Genomic DNA, 18279 nt, shown 5'->3' with positions numbered 1-18279 from the left:
CGCGGGAGCGCTAGGGGGCTCGCGCGGGAGCGTTAAGGCGCGGTGGCGGGCGGTGCGGCGCCGCCACCGCCCTCGGCCTCGCCGCCGGTCTCGCCTTGGGCTTTGGTAAGCGCGCGCATTGCGGCTGGCCCGGTCGCACCCGAATCGAGGATCGCGATCAGCCGTGCCGCCGGGTTGTCGGCGGGCCGGTGCGGATCGAACGCGAGCGGCTGCAGCGCCGTCTTGGCAGCGGCGTTGTTGCCGCCGAGGATCGCCTGCGCCGCCACCTCGAACCGCAGCGACGGATCCTGCGGCACGAGTTCGAGCGCGCGGTTGATCCCAGCGATCGCGGGAGCGGAAGGCTTGGCGCCCTCGGCGCGAAAGCTGTCATAATAGACCTCGAGCGCGTCGGCATCGTCGGGGGACTGGCGGTTCGCCTTGACGATCCAGCGGCGCGCCACTGCCCAGACCGCAGGGTCGCTGGACTTGGCCATGGCCGCGCGCCGCACCAGCACGCGCGCCTTGTACAGCATAGCCTGCGCCGACGTCGGATCGGCGGCCAGCGCACGGTCCGCCGCCGCCTCCGCCTCGCCGTCACTGCCCGCGTCATAGGCCATCTCCGCGAGCCAGCCCTGCGCCACCGCGTCGGCCGGATAGGCAGCCGCAATCTTTGCCGCGCGCACGAAGATCGGCTGCGCGGTCGTGCGATTGACGCCGCGTTCCGACTGCATTCGCAACTCGACCAGCGCCGCCGCGCCCGGCGACAGTGGCGTCACGTCGACCGTCACCGCAGGCAGTTTGTCATAGGGAATGCGCAGCCCCGGAATCCGCGACTGGCGGAGATAGGCGTCGAGCGCCTTGTCGAGCGCGCGCAAGTCGCCGAACGCCGCGGTCGCCGCCGCGATACTGGGCGTGCCGCTGTTGAGCGCGGTCAGATAGCTGCCCAGCTGCTTCCCGCGCGCGGCATCGAACATGATGTAATGCGTCAGCAGCCAGCCACGCGCATACATGGATGCGCGCTGGTCCCTGGTCATACGCTGGCCGGTCGCGAACAAGGTCGCGGCGGGCAGTGGCTTGGCCTGCAACAGGCTGTACGCGCGGTGCTGCGCCGCGACCCCGAGTTGGACATAGGTCTTCTCGAAGGCGGCGGTCGAGACGAACTCGGCATAGCCTTCGGAGAACCAGCCCGGATAGGCCGCGGCGTAATTGCCGAGCAGGAAATGATGCGCATATTCGTGGAACAGCACGATCTGCGGCATGCCGCCGGTATCGCCGGTGCGCGGCGTGAACGCGACCGATCCGCTGGCGCGCGGCAGGTAGAAGCCCGCGATAGTCTTATCGCCCGATAATTTGCGGATCGCAGCCACGTCGCTTGCCACATACACGGTGACGCGATTCGTACCCTTCGCGCCGGCCGCTTCGGGCGTGCGATGCAGATAGCGGATCGCGCCGTCGAAGCGTTCGAGCCGGGTCGCCATCTTTTCCAGCTCGGCCGGCGACTGATCGGCATAGATGACGAAATGGTCGGACGTCACGCGCATCCACTTCGCCGACGCGGGTGCCGCCGCGACGACGGCACCGAAGCCCGCCGCACAGCCCAAACCCAACCGTATCGCCGCGTTCAGCCCCGTCCGTCGCATGCCCGCCCCCTCGTCATGCGATCATCCTGCCACGCATCTCCCGGTTTGCCGAGCGGCAAACCGTTGATTTCGGATCATCGCGTCGCCGCGCACCGATAGACGAGCTTCTCGTTCGGCAGGGGCGGCAGCACCGCGCGGATCGCCGCCTGTTGACCCGCCAGGCGCGCGATCGCGGCGTCGTCCATCCGGCACACATTGGGCACCACGCCCCGCGCCTTGCGCGCCGCCTCCATGTCCGCCGCGGACAGCAGGTACCGCGTGTTCGAATAGACCCGGGTCGCCGGATCGAACGACAGCACCGACACGGTCTGTTCATTGTCCGGCACCAGCACGCGGTCGAAGCGGCCATTCGCGCCGACATATTGCGTCTTGCGGTTCATGCAGCCCTTGGCTCCCCAGTCGATCGGCACGTCGTCGCTTGACGAGATCGTGATCCGGCTCCGCTCGGGGATCAGCGTGCACATCAGCTTGCCGAGCGCGGCATCGGGCGTCGACAGGCGCGACTTTGGCAGCGCGGACACCGGGAGGTCGACCTCACCCGAGGGCCGCAGCACGAACACGATGATCGCGACCAGCACGCTGACGCCGCCGACCGACACCGCCCAGATCGCCTGCCGCCGCTGGCCACGCGATTCGAGCAGACCCGCACTCCCGATCACCAGCGCGCCCGCCACCAGCAACAGCCCCGCGATCGCCATCACGTTTTCGCGCGTGCGCCCGGCCTCGGTCCGCGCCTTCTCCAGCGCCACCTCGCGCGCCATCGCATCCTGGGTCGCGGCGTCGCGCTTGGCGGCCGCCGCATCGGCGGTCGCCCGGGCGTCTGCGTCGCTGTCCTGTCGCAGGCGATCCTCGATCGACGTGCAGCCCGTGCCGATCGACGCATAAGGCTGTTTCGCGTCGCGCAGAAAACCGGCCAGCTCGGTATCAGCGATCGCGAAGCCGAACGTCGAATCGCCGTCCTCGCCGCGCGTGATCGCCGAGTTCACGCCGATCACCCGCCCGCAGCGATCGAGCAGGGGGCCGCCCGAATTGCCGCGCGCGATGCTGGCGGTGTGGAGCAGCACCTCGACGTTGCTGAGCGCGCGCCGGCCCGACAGCACGCCCTCCGAGCGCACCGGCGTCATCGGCCGGATATAATCCGCCGCCGACCGCGCGGTCGCCAGGTCGACATTGCCGGGAAACCCGAGCGACACCACCGCGTCGCCCTCGCTCATCGGCCCGGTATACAGCGCGCTCGGCGGCAGGCGCGCACCGGTGAACTCGATCAGCGCCAGGTCGCGCTGCGAATCATACGCGATCACCTTGCCCTGATAGGATTTGTCGCCCTCGGTCGGCACGATCCCGACGACGACGTTGTCGGGATACCGCTTGGCGAGATCGACGACGTGCGCGTTGGTGACGATCCGGTTTGGCGCGATCGCGAAGCCGCTGCCGTGCCCGAAGCCGACCACCTGATCGTCGACCACCGCGATCGTCACGACGCGCACCACGCCGCGCCCGGCGGCGGCGATATCGTCGGCCGACGCGGAACTGGCCAACCCGAAAGTCAGCGCGAGGAGGAGCAGCAGGCGGATCATGCGCCAGCCTTCGGGGAGTTCGCGGTGGCGATCAACCCTTGGGCGCTTATCGGACGCTCCCCGCCCGTCCGGTTTGGTTAGCGAATTATCAAGCCTTGGCGCCTAACCCCTTGGGCAATCATCCGGGGATTTGGGCATGAGCGCATTCGGGCGTCGTAACGGCATCAGCGGGGGGCAAGCGGCCCGGCCCGCATTCGGCGTCGCCCGCCCGATGCAAGGGGGTAGCTCCGCGCCGCGGCCAGAGCCGGAAGGCGGTTCTCAGTTCCCGCCGATCGACTCGTTGCCGATGCCCGGTGAGATCGATGGCTTCGGGCCGGGTACGATGCCCGGCACGCAGATGGACGCAATGCAGCGGCTCTCCGATCGTCAGAATGCGAGCGGGGAAGCCGGCAACAGCCGGACCGAGGGCTTCGAACAGTCGATCCACAAGATCAAGGAACAGGTCCTCCCGCGCCTGCTCGAACGCGTCGATCCGGAGGCGGCGGCGACGCTCAACAAGGACGAGCTGGCCGAGGAATTCCGCCCGATCATCGGCGAAGTGCTCGCCGAGCTGAAGCTGACTCTCAACCGCCGCGAACAGTTCGCGCTGGAAAAGGTGCTGGTCGACGAGCTGCTCGGGCTCGGGCCGCTGGAGGAGCTGCTGGCCGATCCGAACATCACCGACATCATGGTGAACGGCCCCGACCAGACCTATGTCGAGCGCAAGGGCAAGCTCGAGCTCGCACCGATCCAGTTCCGCGACGAGGAGCATCTGTTCCAGATCGCGCAGCGGATCGTCAATTCGGTCGGCCGCCGCGTCGACCAGACCTCGCCGCTCGCCGATGCCCGCCTGAAGGACGGCTCCCGCGTCAACGTGATCGTCCCGCCGCTCAGCTTGCGCGGCACCGCGATCTCGATCCGTAAATTCTCGGCGAAACCGATCACGCTCGACATGATGGCCGGGTTTGGCAGCATGAGCCCCAAGATGGCGACCGCGCTGAAGATCGCGGGGGCATCGCGGTTCAACGTCGTCATCTCAGGCGGTACCGGCTCGGGCAAGACGACGATGCTCAACGCGCTGTCGAAGATGATCGACCCCGGCGAGCGCGTGCTGACGATCGAGGACGCCGCCGAGCTTCGTCTGCAACAGCCGCACTGGCTGCCGCTCGAAACCCGCCCCGCCAACCTCGAGGGTCAGGGCGAGATCAGCATCCGCGATCTCGTCAAGAACGCGCTGCGTATGCGGCCTGACCGCATCATCCTGGGCGAAATTCGTGGCTCCGAGTGTTTCGACATGCTCGCGGCCATGAACACCGGCCACGACGGCTCGATGTGCACGCTCCACGCCAACTCCCCGCGCGAGGCGCTGGCCCGCATGGAGAACATGGTGATGATGTCGGACATCAAGGTGCCCAAGGAAGCCATCTCGCGCCAGATCGCCGATTCGGTCGAGCTGATCATCCAGGTGAAGCGCCTGCGCGACGGCTCGCGTAGGGTCACCAACATCACCGAGGTAATCGGCATGGAGGGCCCGGTGATCGTCACGCAGGAACTGTTCAAGTTCGAGTATTTGGACGAGTCGGCGGACGGGAAGATCCTGGGCGAATACCGGTCGATGGGCCTCAGGCCGTACACGCTGGAGAAGGCCAAGCAGTTCGGCTTCGACCAGGCGTATCTGGAGGCGTGCCTGTAGGGGATCGTTCATTCACTGAGCTATGTCTTCCGACCGCCACCCTGGCGAAGGCCGGGGCCCAAGTGGAAAGGTCGCGGTAACGGAGCGCTGCCCGCAGTGATCCCCGTCCCCCAATTGGGCCCCGGCCTTCGCCGGGGTGGGGCTCTTGGCGATTTCGCACGCCTTTATCGGGGGGCTGCGTCGACCTTCGTCGGGTCTCGACCCCGGTTCGGCGACGCGCCGGCTTGTACCGCCCCCGCGACCCGCTAGGGACCACCCCTACATGCGCAGCGCCCTTTTCGCCCTCGTCCCGCTGATCGCGGTCCTGTTCGTCTCCGCGCGCGAACCTGCGTCTGCGCCGGCCGCCATCTCCCCCGCCGCGCGCGACCGCGGCGTCTATCATCTCGCGACCGACGCCGAAGCCCGCTGGATCCCGTTCGACCTGACCCCCGGTAACCAGATCCGCTTCACGATGCAGATCGACGGCCGCAACGTCACCGCGATCCTCGATACCGGCGTCAGCTATACGTTGCTCGCCAAGGCCTCCCCCGCGGTCGACACCGCCAAGCTGGTCGCCGGCGGCAGCGCGACCGCGATCGGCGGATCGGTCGCGCTGGGCTGGATGCCGACCCGTACCGTCGCGCTCGGTGGCCTTGCTCGGACCGGCGGCGGCGTGACCGTCGCCGACCTGCCGGCGATCGCCACCGGCAGCGCGTCCGCGGTCGACCTGCTGGTCGGCGCCGACATGCTCGCCGGTCACGCGCTCGATATCGACTATGCCGCCAAGCGCTTCCGCCTGCTCCGTTCCGGCCGCCTCCCGTTCAAGGGCGAGACCGCGCCGCTCCGCGTCTCCACCGAACGCAGCGTCTACGAAAGCGCGATCACGCTCGGCAACCGGCGGCTGGCGCCGGTCGTCGTCGATACCGGCGATGGATCCTCGATCACCGTCACCGCCGCCGGTTGGCAGGCGGCCGGCCTGAAGGACCTGCGCGTCACCACCGCGATCGCGTTCGGGCTCGCCGGACCGGCAATCAGCGGCCTGGCGATCGTCCCCGATCTCCGCGTCGGCACGATGACTGCGCGCGCCACCGAAGTCCGGATCGAACCCGCCGGCGGCTTCTCGCAGGCGATCGGCACTGCGGGTCGGATCGGATCGGGCTTCCTCCAGAATTACCGCGTGCTGCTCGATCCCGGCGCGCGCCGCATGGTGCTCAGCCGCGGCCCGACGGCCGACACGGCGCCGCTCCGGTCGACCAGCGGGCTGCTCGTCGGCGCCGAACCGGATCGACTGAAGGTCCTGCACGTCATGCGCGGCGGGCCCGCCGAAGCGACCGGCTGGAAGGACGGCGACATGATCTGCGCGATCGACGGCGTACCGATCCCGACCGATTATCCCACGAGCCCGCTGACATCATGGTCGGCCGGCACCCCCGGCCGTGTCGTGACGCTCGGCCTGTGCGACGGCACGACCCGCAAGCTCGAACTGACGCATTTTTATTAGGACGATCATGTTTAGTCTGCGTCACCGACCGGGGCAGGCGATCGTCCTGCTCCTCATTGCCCTTGCCCTCCGCAGCCCGTTCTTCGGCAACCCGGTGATCCATAGCGACGAGCAATTCTACCTGCTGGTCGGCGATCGCCTGCTGCACGGCGCATGGCCGTTCGTCGACATCTTCGATCGCAAGCCGGTCGGGCTGTTCCTGATCTTCGCTGCCATCCGCAGCGTCGGCGGCGATGGCATAGTGATGTACCAGCTTGCCGCGACGCTCGTTGTTGCGGGCACCGCATGGCTCGTCGTTCGGATCGTCGACCGCCTCTGCCCCGTGGCCACGAGCCCGGTGGCAAGCCTGGGCGCGGGGCTGATCTACCTCGTCTGGATCATCGTGTTCGACGGCGCGGGCGGACAGTCGGCGGTATGGGGCAACGCCCTGATGGCAGCGGCGGCGCTGCTGGTGCTCGATACGACGCGCGACCAGCGGCATATCAGCCTGCGCGGCGCAGGGGCGATGCTGCTGGTCGGCATCGCGATGCAGATCAAGTACACCGCGATGTTCGAGGGGATCTTCTTCGGCCTGACGCTGGTGTGGACCGCGCATCGCGATGGCCGATCGATCGGCCGACTGGCGGCCGACGCGGGCCTGTGGATCGCAGCGGCACTGCTGCCGACCGCGCTTGCCTGGGCCGTCTATGCCGCGGCCGGCCACGGCGACGCCTTCGTCTTCGCCAATTTCCTCTCGATCTTCGGGCAGCAGGACGACGACACGCTGTTCTCCAATCTCCTGAAGCTGCTCGGCGGGATCGGCCTCAGCGTGCCGCTCGCCTGGCTGGCGTGGCGCGGCCGACGGGCCGGCAGCTTCGCGCTCGGATGGGTCGTCGCCGCGGTGATCGCGATCCTGATCATGCACACGTTCGAGCTGCTCTACATGCTGCCACTCGCGCTGCCGCTGTCGGTCGCCGCCGGCACGGGACTCGCCGGGCCAACCGTCCGCACGGCCGTATTTCGGCTTGCCGCCGTACTCGCATTCGGTGCGCTCGCCGCGACCATCCTGACGAGCGTCCGCGTCGGACGGCGCGGCAACGCATGGCAGATCGCCCAACTCGTCCAGCTGATCGGCCAACACCCGCGAGGCTGCATGTTCGCGTATGGCAGCGAACCGATCCTCTATTTCCTCACCCGATCCTGCCTGCCGACGGCCTATATCTTTCGCAGCCATCTCGGCCAGACGACCGAGTCGCATGGTACGGGGATCGATCCGGTCGTCGAAGTCACGCGGCTGATCGCGGCACGTCCGGGCGTGATCGTCCTGCGCGCGCCCAAACCGAGTACGAACCTGGCGACCCAGGCGCTGGTACTGCGCGCGATCGCCGCGCGTTATCGGCTGGTCGGTTCGGTGAAGATCGGCGAGTTGCCCCAGAGCGTCTATCGTCTGCGTACCGACACGCGCCGGTGACGCCGTACGGAACGCTCAGGTCTTGAATGCCAGCCCGACCGTGACGGCCAAGGCGATCAGCGCGAGCATCTGCACGGTCGGCCAGTCCACCCAGCCGACCGAATCCGGATCGCGCCGCCGTCGCCTGCGTCGCTCGCCGAACCCGGCGACGACCGCCAGCGCGGCCAGGCCGCCACTCGCACTCCACAATACCGGCCCCATCGGTCAGCCCGCCCGGTCAGCCGAGCTTCTCGACCTTTTCCTGCAATTTGGCGAGTTCGGTGCGCAGCGCCGCGATCTCGTCGTCCTTGCTGGCGGCAGGCGCGGGGGTGGCCGGGTTTATCGCCTGGGTGGCGACGTCGAACATCGCAAGATTGCGCTTGGCCAGATCGGCGAACGGCGAGTTGGCGAATGCGCCCTCGACCGCGGACTTGAACTGATCGTGGTTGCGGCGGAAGCTGTCCATCGACGCTTCGAGATACCCCGGCACCATCGTCTGCATCGAGTCGCCATACATCGAGATCAGCTGGCGCAGGAAATTCACCGGCATCATCGTCTCGCCGCGGCTCTCCTCCTCCATGATGATCTGCGTCAGGACGTTGTGCGTGATGTCCTCGTCGGTCTTCGCGTCGACCACCTTGAAGTCGCGGCCCTCGCGGGTCATCGTCGCCAGATGATCGAGCGTGATGTAGGATGAGGTCTCGGTATTATAGAGCCGCCGGTTGGCGTACTTCTTGATGATGACGATTCCGTCGGCCGCCGGTTGCTTCTTCATGGATCCCCCGTCTTATGTTTGAAACGGAGGCTACAGTCTTTGATGACGCACCGCAACAAGGACCGAGGCCCTTACCCTTGTTCCTCAACGTGCTAAACAGCGAGACCGCAGCATCGCCCGAACGGATGGCCCGCGCGCTGGCCGGATTGCGTGCCTATCAGGCCGCACCACGAGAGCAGCGACCCGATCCGAGGCCGGCGATCCACCGCGCGGGGCGGGTTTCGCTGCGCGATTACGGGGGCATCGGACGCCCCGTCGTGTTCGTCCCGTCGCTGATAAATCCCCCCGAAATCCTCGATCATTCGCCTGAGACTTCGCTGGTGCGGTGGATCGCCGCACAAGGTTTTCACGCATGGCTGGTCGATTGGGGAGCGCCCGGCTCTGAGGACCGCGACCTCGATCTGGCGGCGCATGTCGAGCATCTGCTCGTGCCGTTGCTGCGGGAGCTGGACGAACCGTCGGTGCTGGTCGGCTATTGCCTCGGCGGGACGCTGGCGATCGGTGCCGCCGCGATCACCGCTACGGCCGGCGTCGCGACCATCGCCGCGCCGTGGCACTTCACCGGCTATGGCGAAGGCCGCGCGACACTTGCTGCAACCTGGGCTGCGGTCCAGCCCGCAGCCGCGATGCTCGGCGTGCTCCCGATGGAAGTTCTCCAAGCCGGCTTCTGGCAACTCGACCCAGCGCGCACGATCGCCAAATACGAAGCCTTTGCCGACCTCGCCCCCGACAGCGACGCGGCGCGCGCGTTCGTCCGACTCGAGGATTGGGCGAATGCCGGCGCCCCCCTCCCCTACGCCGCCGCCGCGTCGCTGTTCGACAACTGCATCGCCGACGACCTTCCCGGCAAAGGTGGCTGGATCATCGCCGGCACCCCGGTCGATCCGCTCGCACTCCCCTGCCCGACCGTCGAGTTCGTCTCGCTCAGCGACCGCATCGTCCCCGCCGCAACCGCGATCGGCTTCGCCGACCGTCGCGATCTCGGCGCCGGCCATGTCGGCATGATCGTCGGCCGTTCCGCGCGCGCGCGCCTCTGGGAACCGCTCGCCAACTGGATCGCCGCGCTCCGCTGACCTACATGGGGTCCAACCATAGAGGATTCCGACATGACCGACCTGCTTCCAACTGACGTCGTTATCACCGCCGCCAAGCGCACCCCCGTCGGCAGCTTCCTCGGCGCGTTCGCGACGACGCCGGCCCACGAACTCGGCCGCATCGCGATCGAAGCCGCGCTCGAACAGGCGGGCGTCGCCGGCGAGGACGTCTCCGAAGTCATTCTCGGCCAGGTCCTCACCGCCGCCCAAGGCCAGAACCCCGCGCGCCAGGCGTCGATGGCCGCCGGCGTCCCCAAGGAAGTCCCCGCCTGGGGCGTCAACCAGGTCTGCGGCTCGGGCCTGCGCGCGGTCGCGCTTGCGGCACAGGCGATCAAGACCGGCGACGCGACGATCGTCGTCGCCGGCGGCCAGGAATCGATGTCGCTTTCTGCGCACGCCCAGTCGATCCGCGCCGGCCAGAAGATGGGCAGTCTCAGCCTCGTCGACACGATGGTCAGCGACGGCCTGACCGACGTCTTCAACGGCTATCACATGGGCATCACCGCCGAGAATCTCGCCGAGCAATACCAGGTCACGCGCGGCGAACAGGACGCCTTCTCGGTCGCTTCGCAGAACAAGGCCGAGGCCGCGCGCGGCTCGGGGAGGTTCAAGGACGAGATCGCCCCGGTCACGATCAAGGGCCGCAAGGGCGACACGGTCGTTGCCGACGACGAATACATCCGCGCCGGCGCGACGATCGGGAGCGTTTCGGGCGTGAAGCCAGCGTTCAAGAAGGACGGCACCGTCACCGCCGCCAACGCCAGCGGTCTCAACGACGGCGCCGCCGCGCTCGTCATGATGCGCCGCGACGAAGCCGAACGCCGCGGCTCGACCATCCTCGCGACGATCAAGAGCTGGGCGTCGGCCGGCGTCGACCCGTCGATCATGGGAATCGGCCCCGTCCCCGCGACCAAGCGCGCGCTGGAGAAGGCCGGCTGGACGCTCGCCGACCTCGACCTGATCGAAGCAAACGAAGCCTTCGCCGCCCAAGCCCTGTCGGTCGGCAAGGAACTCGGTTGGGACGCCGCGAAGGTCAACGTCAACGGCGGCGCGATCGCGCTCGGCCATCCGATCGGCGCGAGCGGCGCGCGCGTCCTGACGACGCTGGTCTACGAGATGCAGAAGCGCGATGCGAAGCGTGGGCTGGCGACGCTGTGCATCGGCGGCGGCATGGGAATCGCTATGTGCATAGAACGGTAGGCTTTATTACCAATTGTTGCATCTTTGTAACACGACACGTTCAATAATGGCGCCCTGTTCATGAACCCGCAATAAACCGTTGCGCGACTGCCCCCCTCGCGCCACGGTACGTCCATTACGGCACAAATGCCGAAATGGGGGGTTTTCATGAACTTAGCTCGCTTTTTAGGCGCGACCGCATTGGTCGGCGCTCTTTCGCTTCTGCCCAGCCTTGCCGTTGCACAGGACGTTCCCGACGCGAATTCGCCGCCGGTCAACGCAGACGGAACCACGCCGACCCAGGTAACGCAGGGGGAAGACGCCGGGGCGGAGGAAATCCTCGTCACCGGGTCGCGCATTCGTCGTGCCAACGACGAATCGCCCAATCCGATCACGACCGTCACCGCTGCGGACATCTTCGCATCCGGCCGCGTGTCGATCGGTGACGTTCTGAACGACCTGCCTCAGCTCCGTAGCACGGTCAGCTCGCAGAACTCGACGAGCGGGCTTGGCGTTCGCGGCCTCAACCTGCTCGATCTTCGCGGTCTGGGTACCTCGCGGACGCTCGTTCTAGTGAACGGCCGACGCCATGTCTCGTCGGAGATCATCAACAACGGCAACAGCCCCGACATCAACACGTTCCCGACCGACCTGATCGAGAAGATCGAAGTCGTGTCCGGTGGCAACTCAGCCGTATACGGCTCGGACGCAATTGCCGGTGTCGTCAATTTCGTCCTGAAGGAAAATTATGACGGCCTGGCTCTGCACGGCCAGACCGGCATCAGCAAATATGGTGATGCGGGCAACCAGTATCTGTCGGCAGTCGCCGGCAAGAACTTTGCCGATGGACGCGGCAACATCGCCGTCAACCTGGAATACGCGCACCAGCAGGATTATTACGCATCGGGTCGCCCGAATCTTCGCCAGAACGACGGTTTCGTCATCGTCGATACGGATCCGGCAGGCGCGGTAAACGGATCGGACAGTATTCCCGATCGTGTCTTCGTCCGCGACATCCGTTCGACGACGATTTCGACCGGCGGCCAGGTCGGCATCCGCTATGCAAATACCGCCAACGCACCATGCGGCGTGGATTCGGTGGGTAGCTCGTTCACCTGCGCCTATCTGTTCCAGCCGAATGGCTCGCTGACCCCGCAGACGGGTACGCGCATCGGTCTCGGGCCAAATGGCAGCTATGTCGGCGGTAACGGCTATACCGGCCGCGAAGGCCAGCTGCTCGTGCTGTCGCCGGAACTCAACCGGTATGCCGTCAACCTGATCGGCCATTTCGAGGTCAGCCCGGCATTCGTACCGTTCGTCGAAGCCAAGTATGTCCGGTCGGAAGCGCGCGGCTCGCAGAGCGGTCCGTTCTTCTCGCAGGGGCAGACACTCGCCGACGCCACGTCGATCGCCGGGTTCAACGATCGGTCCTACGTCCTTACGAATCCGACCGGCAACGGACCGGTCAATCGTGAGGGCATTCGTCTCGACAACCCCTATCTCGATGCGGGTGCTCGTGCGACGATCGCCGCCCAGCTGACCGCGGCGGTAAATTCCGGTGTCAACCCGAACACCGGCGCCGCATTCGGCACCACCGCAAACGGGGTTGCCCTCCGCAATGCCACGCTGGCGCAGATCGCGGCCGGAACGTACCGCTTCTCGTCGCGCCGCAACTATGTCGATCTCGGCATCCGTGACGAAAACATCCGCCGCGAGACCTACCGTATCGTCGGCGGCGTCCGTGGCGATTTCAACACCGACTGGCATTACGAATTGTCCGCCAACTACGGCGAACATCGCGAACGCAACGTCATCCAAGGCAACATCAACCGTCAGCGCTTCCTGCTCGCCAACGATTCGGTGCGCAATGCATCCGGGCAGATCGTCTGCCGCTCTCAGGTCACTCCGGCCTATGCCGGCACCGATCGGGCGGGTAACCCCGCCGTGCTGGCAGCGGATGTCGCGGCATGCGTTCCGCTCAATCCGTTCGGCGACGGTTCGGTCAGCCAGGCGGTTCGCAACTATCTGACCGTTACGACCGAAGCGACCGGCAAGGCGACCCAGTTCCAGGGTATGGGCTACATTTCCGGCGACCTGAGCCAGCTGTTCGAGCTGCCGGGCGGCCCGATCGCGTTCTCGCTGGGCGGCGAGTATCGGCGGGAAACGCTCTCCTATGATCTCGATCCGGTGACGCAGGCTGGGTACGCGTTCTACAACGCGATCCCCTCCTTCCGTTCGCCAGCGTTCGAGGTGAAGGAAGCGTTCGGCGAAATCTCGATCCCGCTGGTCAAGGACGTTCCGCTTCTGCAGGAGCTGACGATCAACGGCTCGGGTCGCGTCGCGGACTATAAGGGTTCGGTCGGCACGGTGTACGCATATGGTGGCGGCGTTAACTGGCGTCCGATCCGTGACCTGATGGTGCGTGGTTCCTATTCGAAGTCGGTACGCTCTCCGTATCTGGGCGACCTGTATTCGGCGCAGAGCCAGAACTTCACGCCGGCACCGAACGATCCCTGCTCGGCCCGCAACCTCGCCACGGGCTCTGCAACCCGCGCGACGAACTGTGCCGCAGCAGGCGCACCCGCCGGCTACGACTATGTGTACAGCTCGTCGCTGGAGATCATCAGCGGCGGCAACCCGCAGCTTGAGGCCGAAACGTCCAAGTCCTACACGATCGGTGGTGCATTCCAGCCGCGTTTCCTGCCGGGTCTTTCGATCACGACCGATTACTACAACATCACCGTCGACAAGGTGATTTCGGCCGTTACCGCGCAGAACATCCTGAACCTGTGCTATGATTCGCCGACACTGAACAATCCGTTCTGCGACCTGTTCCAGCGCGCAGGCGCCGGTGGCGGTCCGCGCGGCGAAATTCCGTTCCGTGTTCTCGAAGGGTCGCTGTTGCAGACGACGGCTAACTTCGCCAAGTTGAAGGCGACCGGAATCGACACCAACATCGCGTACAATCATCGCTTCAACTGGGGCGAAGTGTCCGCCAAGGGCATCTGGACCCACGTTATCCAGCGCGACAACTTCACCAACCCGGCTGATCCAAGCTTCAAGAACACGATCACGGGCGAATTGGGCGATCCGTCGGATCAGTTCAACATCAGCGCAGACGTCAAGATCGGCAAGGTCTCGTTCGGCTACTCGGTGCGCTGGATCGACAAGATGTACATCAATACGTTCGAGGATTTTAACGGCCTGAATGGCCTGCCGCCGCAGAATGCCGATTATGCGACGATCGAAAAATATCCGGCCGTCACCTATCACGACATCCGTGCCGGTGTTGACGTGAACGAGCGCTTCAATGCGTATTTCGGTGTGAACAACGTCAGCAACAAGCTGCCGCCCTTCGGTCTCACGGGTATCGGCGCAGGCAGCGCGATCTATGACAACCGTGGTCGCTTCGGTTACGTCGGCGTCACCGCCAAGTTCTAAGCAACCGGAACGAAAAACCTGAAAAGGGCCGAGGAAACTCGGCCCTTTTTTTTTGTGTGGGTTAGCGGTTTGCGGGCGCGCTCTGCTATGAAACGGACATGACACAAAGCCCTGCGGCGACCGCCTTACATCTGGTTTCGAACGGCCAGGTCTCTGAAGCGATGGCTCTTTTAAACAATGCCGCCGATCGCGGCGATGTCGACGCGCTGATGCAATTGGCAGTTTGGTATCTCGCCGGCGACATCGTTTCCCGAGACTTGACCCTTGCTCGCACGCTATTGGCCCGCGCGGTTTCGATCGGTCACGTCGATGCCGCACTGATGGAGATCGCGCTGACCGCCAACGGTAGCGGTGGCAAGGCCGACTGGCCGGGTGCCCTTGCGCTGTTGCGAACTGCGGCACGAAACGATCCGGTCGCGCAGGGGCAACTGGCGCTGATCGAGGCGATGGCCATAGATACTGCTGGCGCGCCGATCACCTTGCCAGTCCCCGAGATACTGAGCGCGGAACCCGATGTGATCCGTTTTCCGAAATTGTTCACCGCCGCGGAGTGTGCTCATCTCGCCGGCGTCGCGGCGACGATGCTGGAGCCCGCCCGCGTGATCGATCCGCGCACCGGTCGCTGGATCGCGCACCCGATCCGGACGTCGGACGGAACCGCGATCGGGCCTGCGCGCGAGGATCTGGTCGTTCGTGCCCTCAACCGGCGCATTGCAGCCATCAGCGGCACGGATATTGCCCAGGGCGAGCCGCTCACAATATTGCGGTATCGACCGGGGCAGCAATATCGGCTGCATCTGGACACGATCCAGGACGCCGCGAACCAGCGCGTCGCGACCGTTCTGATCTATCTGAACGAGGGCTATGGCGGCGGTGAAACGCAGTTTCCCGCCGGCAACCTGACGATTACGCCGCGCGGTGGCGACGCGATCGTCTTCCGGACACTGACCCGGGACGGGGCGATCGACCAATCCAGCCGGCATGCCGGCTTGCCGGTGACACAGGGCGCCAAATGGCTGGCGACGCGCTGGATCCGGGCGAAACCGATCGATCCGTGGACGATCAGCTAGTCGTCCACACCCGCTCGAACCGCTGGCCGAGGCCGGTGAGCAGTTCGTATTGCGACAGCCCCGACGCGGCCGCGCTGGTCGGCAGGGCATAGTCCAGCATGACCCAATCGCCCTCATCAAGGTCGCTGGCCGCGTCGACGCCTATCGCGACCAGGTCCATCGAGACCCTGCCGAGAACGGGCAACACCCGGCCAGACACCACCGCCGCGCCGATATTGGTGAAATCCCGTCGATAGCCATCCGCGTAGCCGACGTTGAGGATCGCGACCTCGGTGTCGTTCTTGGCCGTCCAAAGCGCGTTGTAACCGACCGTGTCGCCCGCGCTGACCCGGCGGCGCTGAAGGATCTGCGCCTCGGGGCGAACGACCTGCCGGATCGCGGTCATGTCGGCGCGGGGGATGCCGCCGTAGAGCGCCAGGCCCGGACGGGTCAGGTCGAACGCATAGCCCTTGAGCGCGATGCCGGCGGAGTTGGCGAGGCTCATGCGCCGCGCGGACGTCGTGCCCGCCAGCGCAGCGAAGCGGTCGCGTTGCGCTGCGTTCATCGGCGAGTCCTGGTCGGCGCACGCCAGGTGACTCATCAGCGTTTCGATCGCGAGGCCGTCGAGCAGGCCGCCGGCGATGTCGTCCGCCGAGACGCCGAGGCGGTTCATGCCGGTGTCGACCATCACGTCGCACGAGCCGCCGCCTGCGGCTTTCCAGCGGGCGACCTGGGTGGGCGTGTTGAGCACCGGGCGGGCGAAGCCGGCGGTGGCGGCGGGCATGTCCTCCTCGCGGATGCCGTGGAGGACGGACACCCTCAGCCCCAGCGGGGCGAGTTCGGCGGCTTCCTGCCAGTTCGAGACGAAGAAATCGCGGCAGCCTGCGTCCGCAAGGCGGCGTGCGACCTCGATCGCGCCCAGGCCATAGCCATTCGCCTTGACCGCGGCACCGCAGGCCGCGGTGCCGCTCATGCGGTCGAGCGTCCGCCAGTTCTGGACAAGGGCGTCGCCGTCTAGGCGCAGGCGGAGGGGGGCGGGAATGTCGATCACCCGGCGCGGGATAGTGAACCGGGCCCGGCGCGTCGATGATCTTTCACCCGGTCTGCCCTGGGCCAGACGCGATCCGACCCTTCCGGCGATCGGTCTAGCCGACCTCGATGCGCCCGACCGGCACCAGCAGCCGGCGGCCGCCATCGTCGAGCGGCGCGACGCGGACGCCGAACACGCGCGCGAGGATGTCGGCGGTCATCACGTCGGCGACCGGGCCGAACGCGACGACGCGACCGTCTGCGATCACCAGCGCATCGTCGGCCGCGCGCTGCGCCTGGACGAGGTCGTGGAGGACGATCGCGACTCCTGCCCCACCAGCCGCATAGGCGCGCAGGCGGGCGAGCAGGTCGATCTGGTGCGAGGGGTCGAGGCTGGCGAGCGGTTCGTCGGCGAGCAGCCAGCGCGGTTCGCCTGCGAACACGCGGGCGAGCAGGACGCGGGCGCGCTCGCCGCCGGAGAGTTCGCCGACCGGGCGATCGGCGAGGTGCGTGGTTTCGGTGTCGTGCATCGCGCGGTCGGTGGCGGCGCGGTCCTCGGGCGACGGCGCGGCATGCGCGCCGAGATGGGGCAGTCGGCCGAGCGCAACGACGTCGCGGGCGATGATGTTCCAGTGGACCGTCGCGTCCTGCGGGAGATAGCCGATCGCGCGGGCGCGGGCGCGCGGGTCCATCGTCGCGACGTCCTGCGTATCGAGGCGGACGCGGCCCTCGCTACGATCGACGAGCGCCGCGGCGGCCTTGACCAGCGTGCTCTTGCCGGCGCCGTTGGGGCCGAGGATCGCGGTGACGCGGCCGGGGCACAGGTGGGCGGACACGTCGTGGAGGACGATGCGCTTGCCGAGCTTCACGCTGAGCGCGTCGACGATCAGATCCATGCGCGACCCCGTTCCTTGACCAGCAACCCCAGGAAGAACGGCGCGCCGATCAGCGCCATCGCGACGCCGAGCCGGACTTCGCCTGCGCCGGGGGCGAGGCGGACGAGGCTGTCGGCGGCGAGCACGAGGGCCGCGCCGCCGAGTGCGGATGGCAGCAGCAAGGCGCTCGGGCGGTGGCCGAAGATCGGGCGCAGCAGATGCGGGACGACGAGACCGACGAAGCCGATCACGCCGGTCACCGCGACGCCGGCGCCGACCACCAGCCCGGTGCCCAGCACGACCAGCCACCGCACCCGACCCATCCTTATGCCGAGCGACCGTGCCGCCGCCTCGCCCAGCGACAGCGCATCGAGCGAGCGGCCCGTCAGCATCAGCAGGACGCCGCCGAGCAGCATCGGCGGCAGCGCGAGCGTGATGTCGTCCCAGCCGCGATCGGTGAGCGCGCCCATGATCCAGTCGATCACCTCGGCGACGGCATAGGGGTTCGGCGCGATCGAGATGAGGAACGCGGTCAGCGCGCCGGCGAGGCTGGCGAGCACGGTGCCGGCGAGGATGAAGGTGATCGCGCTCGGCGACCGCCACGTGAGCGCGGCGAGCAACGCGACCGCGCCCCCTGCCCCGAGCATCGCGGCGGCGAAGATCGCTAGGCCCGAACCGGCGCCGAACAGGATCGCGGCGACCGCGCCGAGTGCTGCGACCGACGACACGCCGACGACGGCCGGGTCGGCGAGCGGGTTGCGCAGATAGCCTTGCAGGACCGCGCCCGACAGCCCGAGCGTCGCGCCGAGTGCGAGCCCGAGCACCGCGCGAGGCAGGCGAAGTTCGAGGATGATCCACCAGCGCGGGTCGCTCGAGAACCAGGCGTCGAGCGGTACCCAGACTTTCCCACAGCCAAGCGACAGGCCGAACAGGAGGAGCACGAGCAGGCCGAGGGCGATGAGTTTGGGCGTGCGGGTCATCAGAACGCCTCCTCGCCCATACCGACCACCGCCACCACCCCGGCGGTGGCCGGGGCCCAATTGGGGGACGATCGTGACAG

The 18279-nt window shown here is 67.0% G+C and carries 14 protein-coding genes; 7 read left to right on the top strand and 7 right to left on the bottom strand.

Annotated features, from left to right (window positions below; all coding sequences use genetic code 11):
* Positions 1-32: 32 nt before the first annotated feature.
* Positions 33-1619: a hypothetical protein gene (locus EQZ23_RS15280; protein WP_206364273.1), complete on the bottom strand. Its 1587-nt coding sequence runs from the start codon at positions 1617-1619 to the stop codon at positions 33-35.
* 74 nt (positions 1620-1693) lie between these two features.
* A complete protein-coding gene (locus EQZ23_RS15275) occupies positions 1694-3196 on the bottom strand; it encodes a trypsin-like peptidase domain-containing protein (protein ID WP_128455268.1) in 1503 nt (500 codons plus the stop codon).
* Positions 3197-3332: 136 nt separating this feature from the next.
* Between EQZ23_RS15275 and EQZ23_RS15270 the strand changes: the two genes are divergently transcribed.
* From EQZ23_RS15270 to EQZ23_RS15260, 3 genes are all read left to right on the top strand, one after another.
* Positions 3333-4868, top strand: a complete 1536-nt coding sequence (locus EQZ23_RS15270; protein ID WP_128455267.1) for a CpaF family protein — start codon at positions 3333-3335, stop codon at positions 4866-4868.
* A gap of 262 nt (positions 4869-5130) precedes the next feature.
* Positions 5131-6348, top strand: a complete 1218-nt coding sequence (locus EQZ23_RS15265; protein WP_240663604.1) for an aspartyl protease family protein — start codon at positions 5131-5133, stop codon at positions 6346-6348.
* Positions 6349-6355: 7 nt separating this feature from the next.
* Positions 6356-7798, top strand: coding sequence for a hypothetical protein (locus EQZ23_RS15260; RefSeq protein WP_128455266.1), 1443 nt, complete (start codon positions 6356-6358; stop codon positions 7796-7798).
* A gap of 15 nt (positions 7799-7813) precedes the next feature.
* On the opposite strand, the gene EQZ23_RS15255 is transcribed toward EQZ23_RS15260, so the two are convergent.
* Complete coding sequence (locus EQZ23_RS15255) at positions 7814-7999, bottom strand: hypothetical protein (RefSeq protein ID WP_128455265.1); 186 nt, start codon at positions 7997-7999, stop codon at positions 7814-7816.
* 16 nt (positions 8000-8015) lie between these two features.
* Complete coding sequence (gene phaR / locus EQZ23_RS15250) at positions 8016-8552, bottom strand: polyhydroxyalkanoate synthesis repressor PhaR (RefSeq protein WP_128455264.1); 537 nt, start codon at positions 8550-8552, stop codon at positions 8016-8018.
* Between the two features lie 77 nt (positions 8553-8629).
* On the opposite strand from phaR, the gene EQZ23_RS15245 reads away from it, so the two are divergent.
* From EQZ23_RS15245 to EQZ23_RS15230, 4 genes are all read left to right on the top strand, one after another.
* Positions 8630-9625 (top strand): alpha/beta fold hydrolase, encoded by a 996-nt coding sequence (locus EQZ23_RS15245; protein WP_128455263.1) that lies wholly within the window; start codon positions 8630-8632, stop codon positions 9623-9625.
* Positions 9626-9658: 33 nt separating this feature from the next.
* Positions 9659-10846: an acetyl-CoA C-acetyltransferase gene (locus EQZ23_RS15240; protein WP_128455262.1), complete on the top strand. Its 1188-nt coding sequence runs from the start codon at positions 9659-9661 to the stop codon at positions 10844-10846.
* A 147-nt stretch (positions 10847-10993) separates the two neighbouring features.
* Positions 10994-14266 (top strand): TonB-dependent receptor, encoded by a 3273-nt coding sequence (locus EQZ23_RS15235; RefSeq protein ID WP_128455261.1) that lies wholly within the window; start codon positions 10994-10996, stop codon positions 14264-14266.
* Between the two features lie 161 nt (positions 14267-14427).
* Positions 14428-15336: a 2OG-Fe(II) oxygenase gene (locus EQZ23_RS15230; protein WP_240663603.1), complete on the top strand. Its 909-nt coding sequence runs from the start codon at positions 14428-14430 to the stop codon at positions 15334-15336.
* On the opposite strand, the gene alr is transcribed toward EQZ23_RS15230, so the two are convergent.
* The 3 genes from alr to EQZ23_RS15215 form a co-directional block, all read right to left on the bottom strand.
* On the bottom strand, positions 15329-16357 hold the full coding sequence (gene alr, locus EQZ23_RS15225) for an alanine racemase (RefSeq protein ID WP_240663645.1): 1029 nt from the start codon (positions 16355-16357) through the stop codon (positions 15329-15331). The genes EQZ23_RS15230 and alr overlap by 8 nt on opposite strands.
* Positions 16358-16460: 103 nt before the next feature.
* Complete coding sequence (locus tag EQZ23_RS15220; protein WP_128455258.1) at positions 16461-17240, bottom strand: ABC transporter ATP-binding protein; 780 nt, start codon at positions 17238-17240, stop codon at positions 16461-16463.
* Complete coding sequence (locus EQZ23_RS15215) at positions 17231-18199, bottom strand: iron ABC transporter permease (RefSeq protein WP_128455257.1); 969 nt, start codon at positions 18197-18199, stop codon at positions 17231-17233. The genes EQZ23_RS15220 and EQZ23_RS15215 overlap by 10 nt, the downstream gene beginning before the upstream one ends.
* Positions 18200-18279: the final 80 nt, after the last annotated feature.

It is taken from the genome of Sphingomonas sp. UV9 (assembly GCF_004101245.1).
GTDB lineage: Bacteria > Pseudomonadota > Alphaproteobacteria > Sphingomonadales > Sphingomonadaceae > Sphingomonas.
The sequence above is the reverse complement of the archived record's forward strand: the minus strand, read 5'-3'. Positions and strand labels throughout refer to the sequence as shown.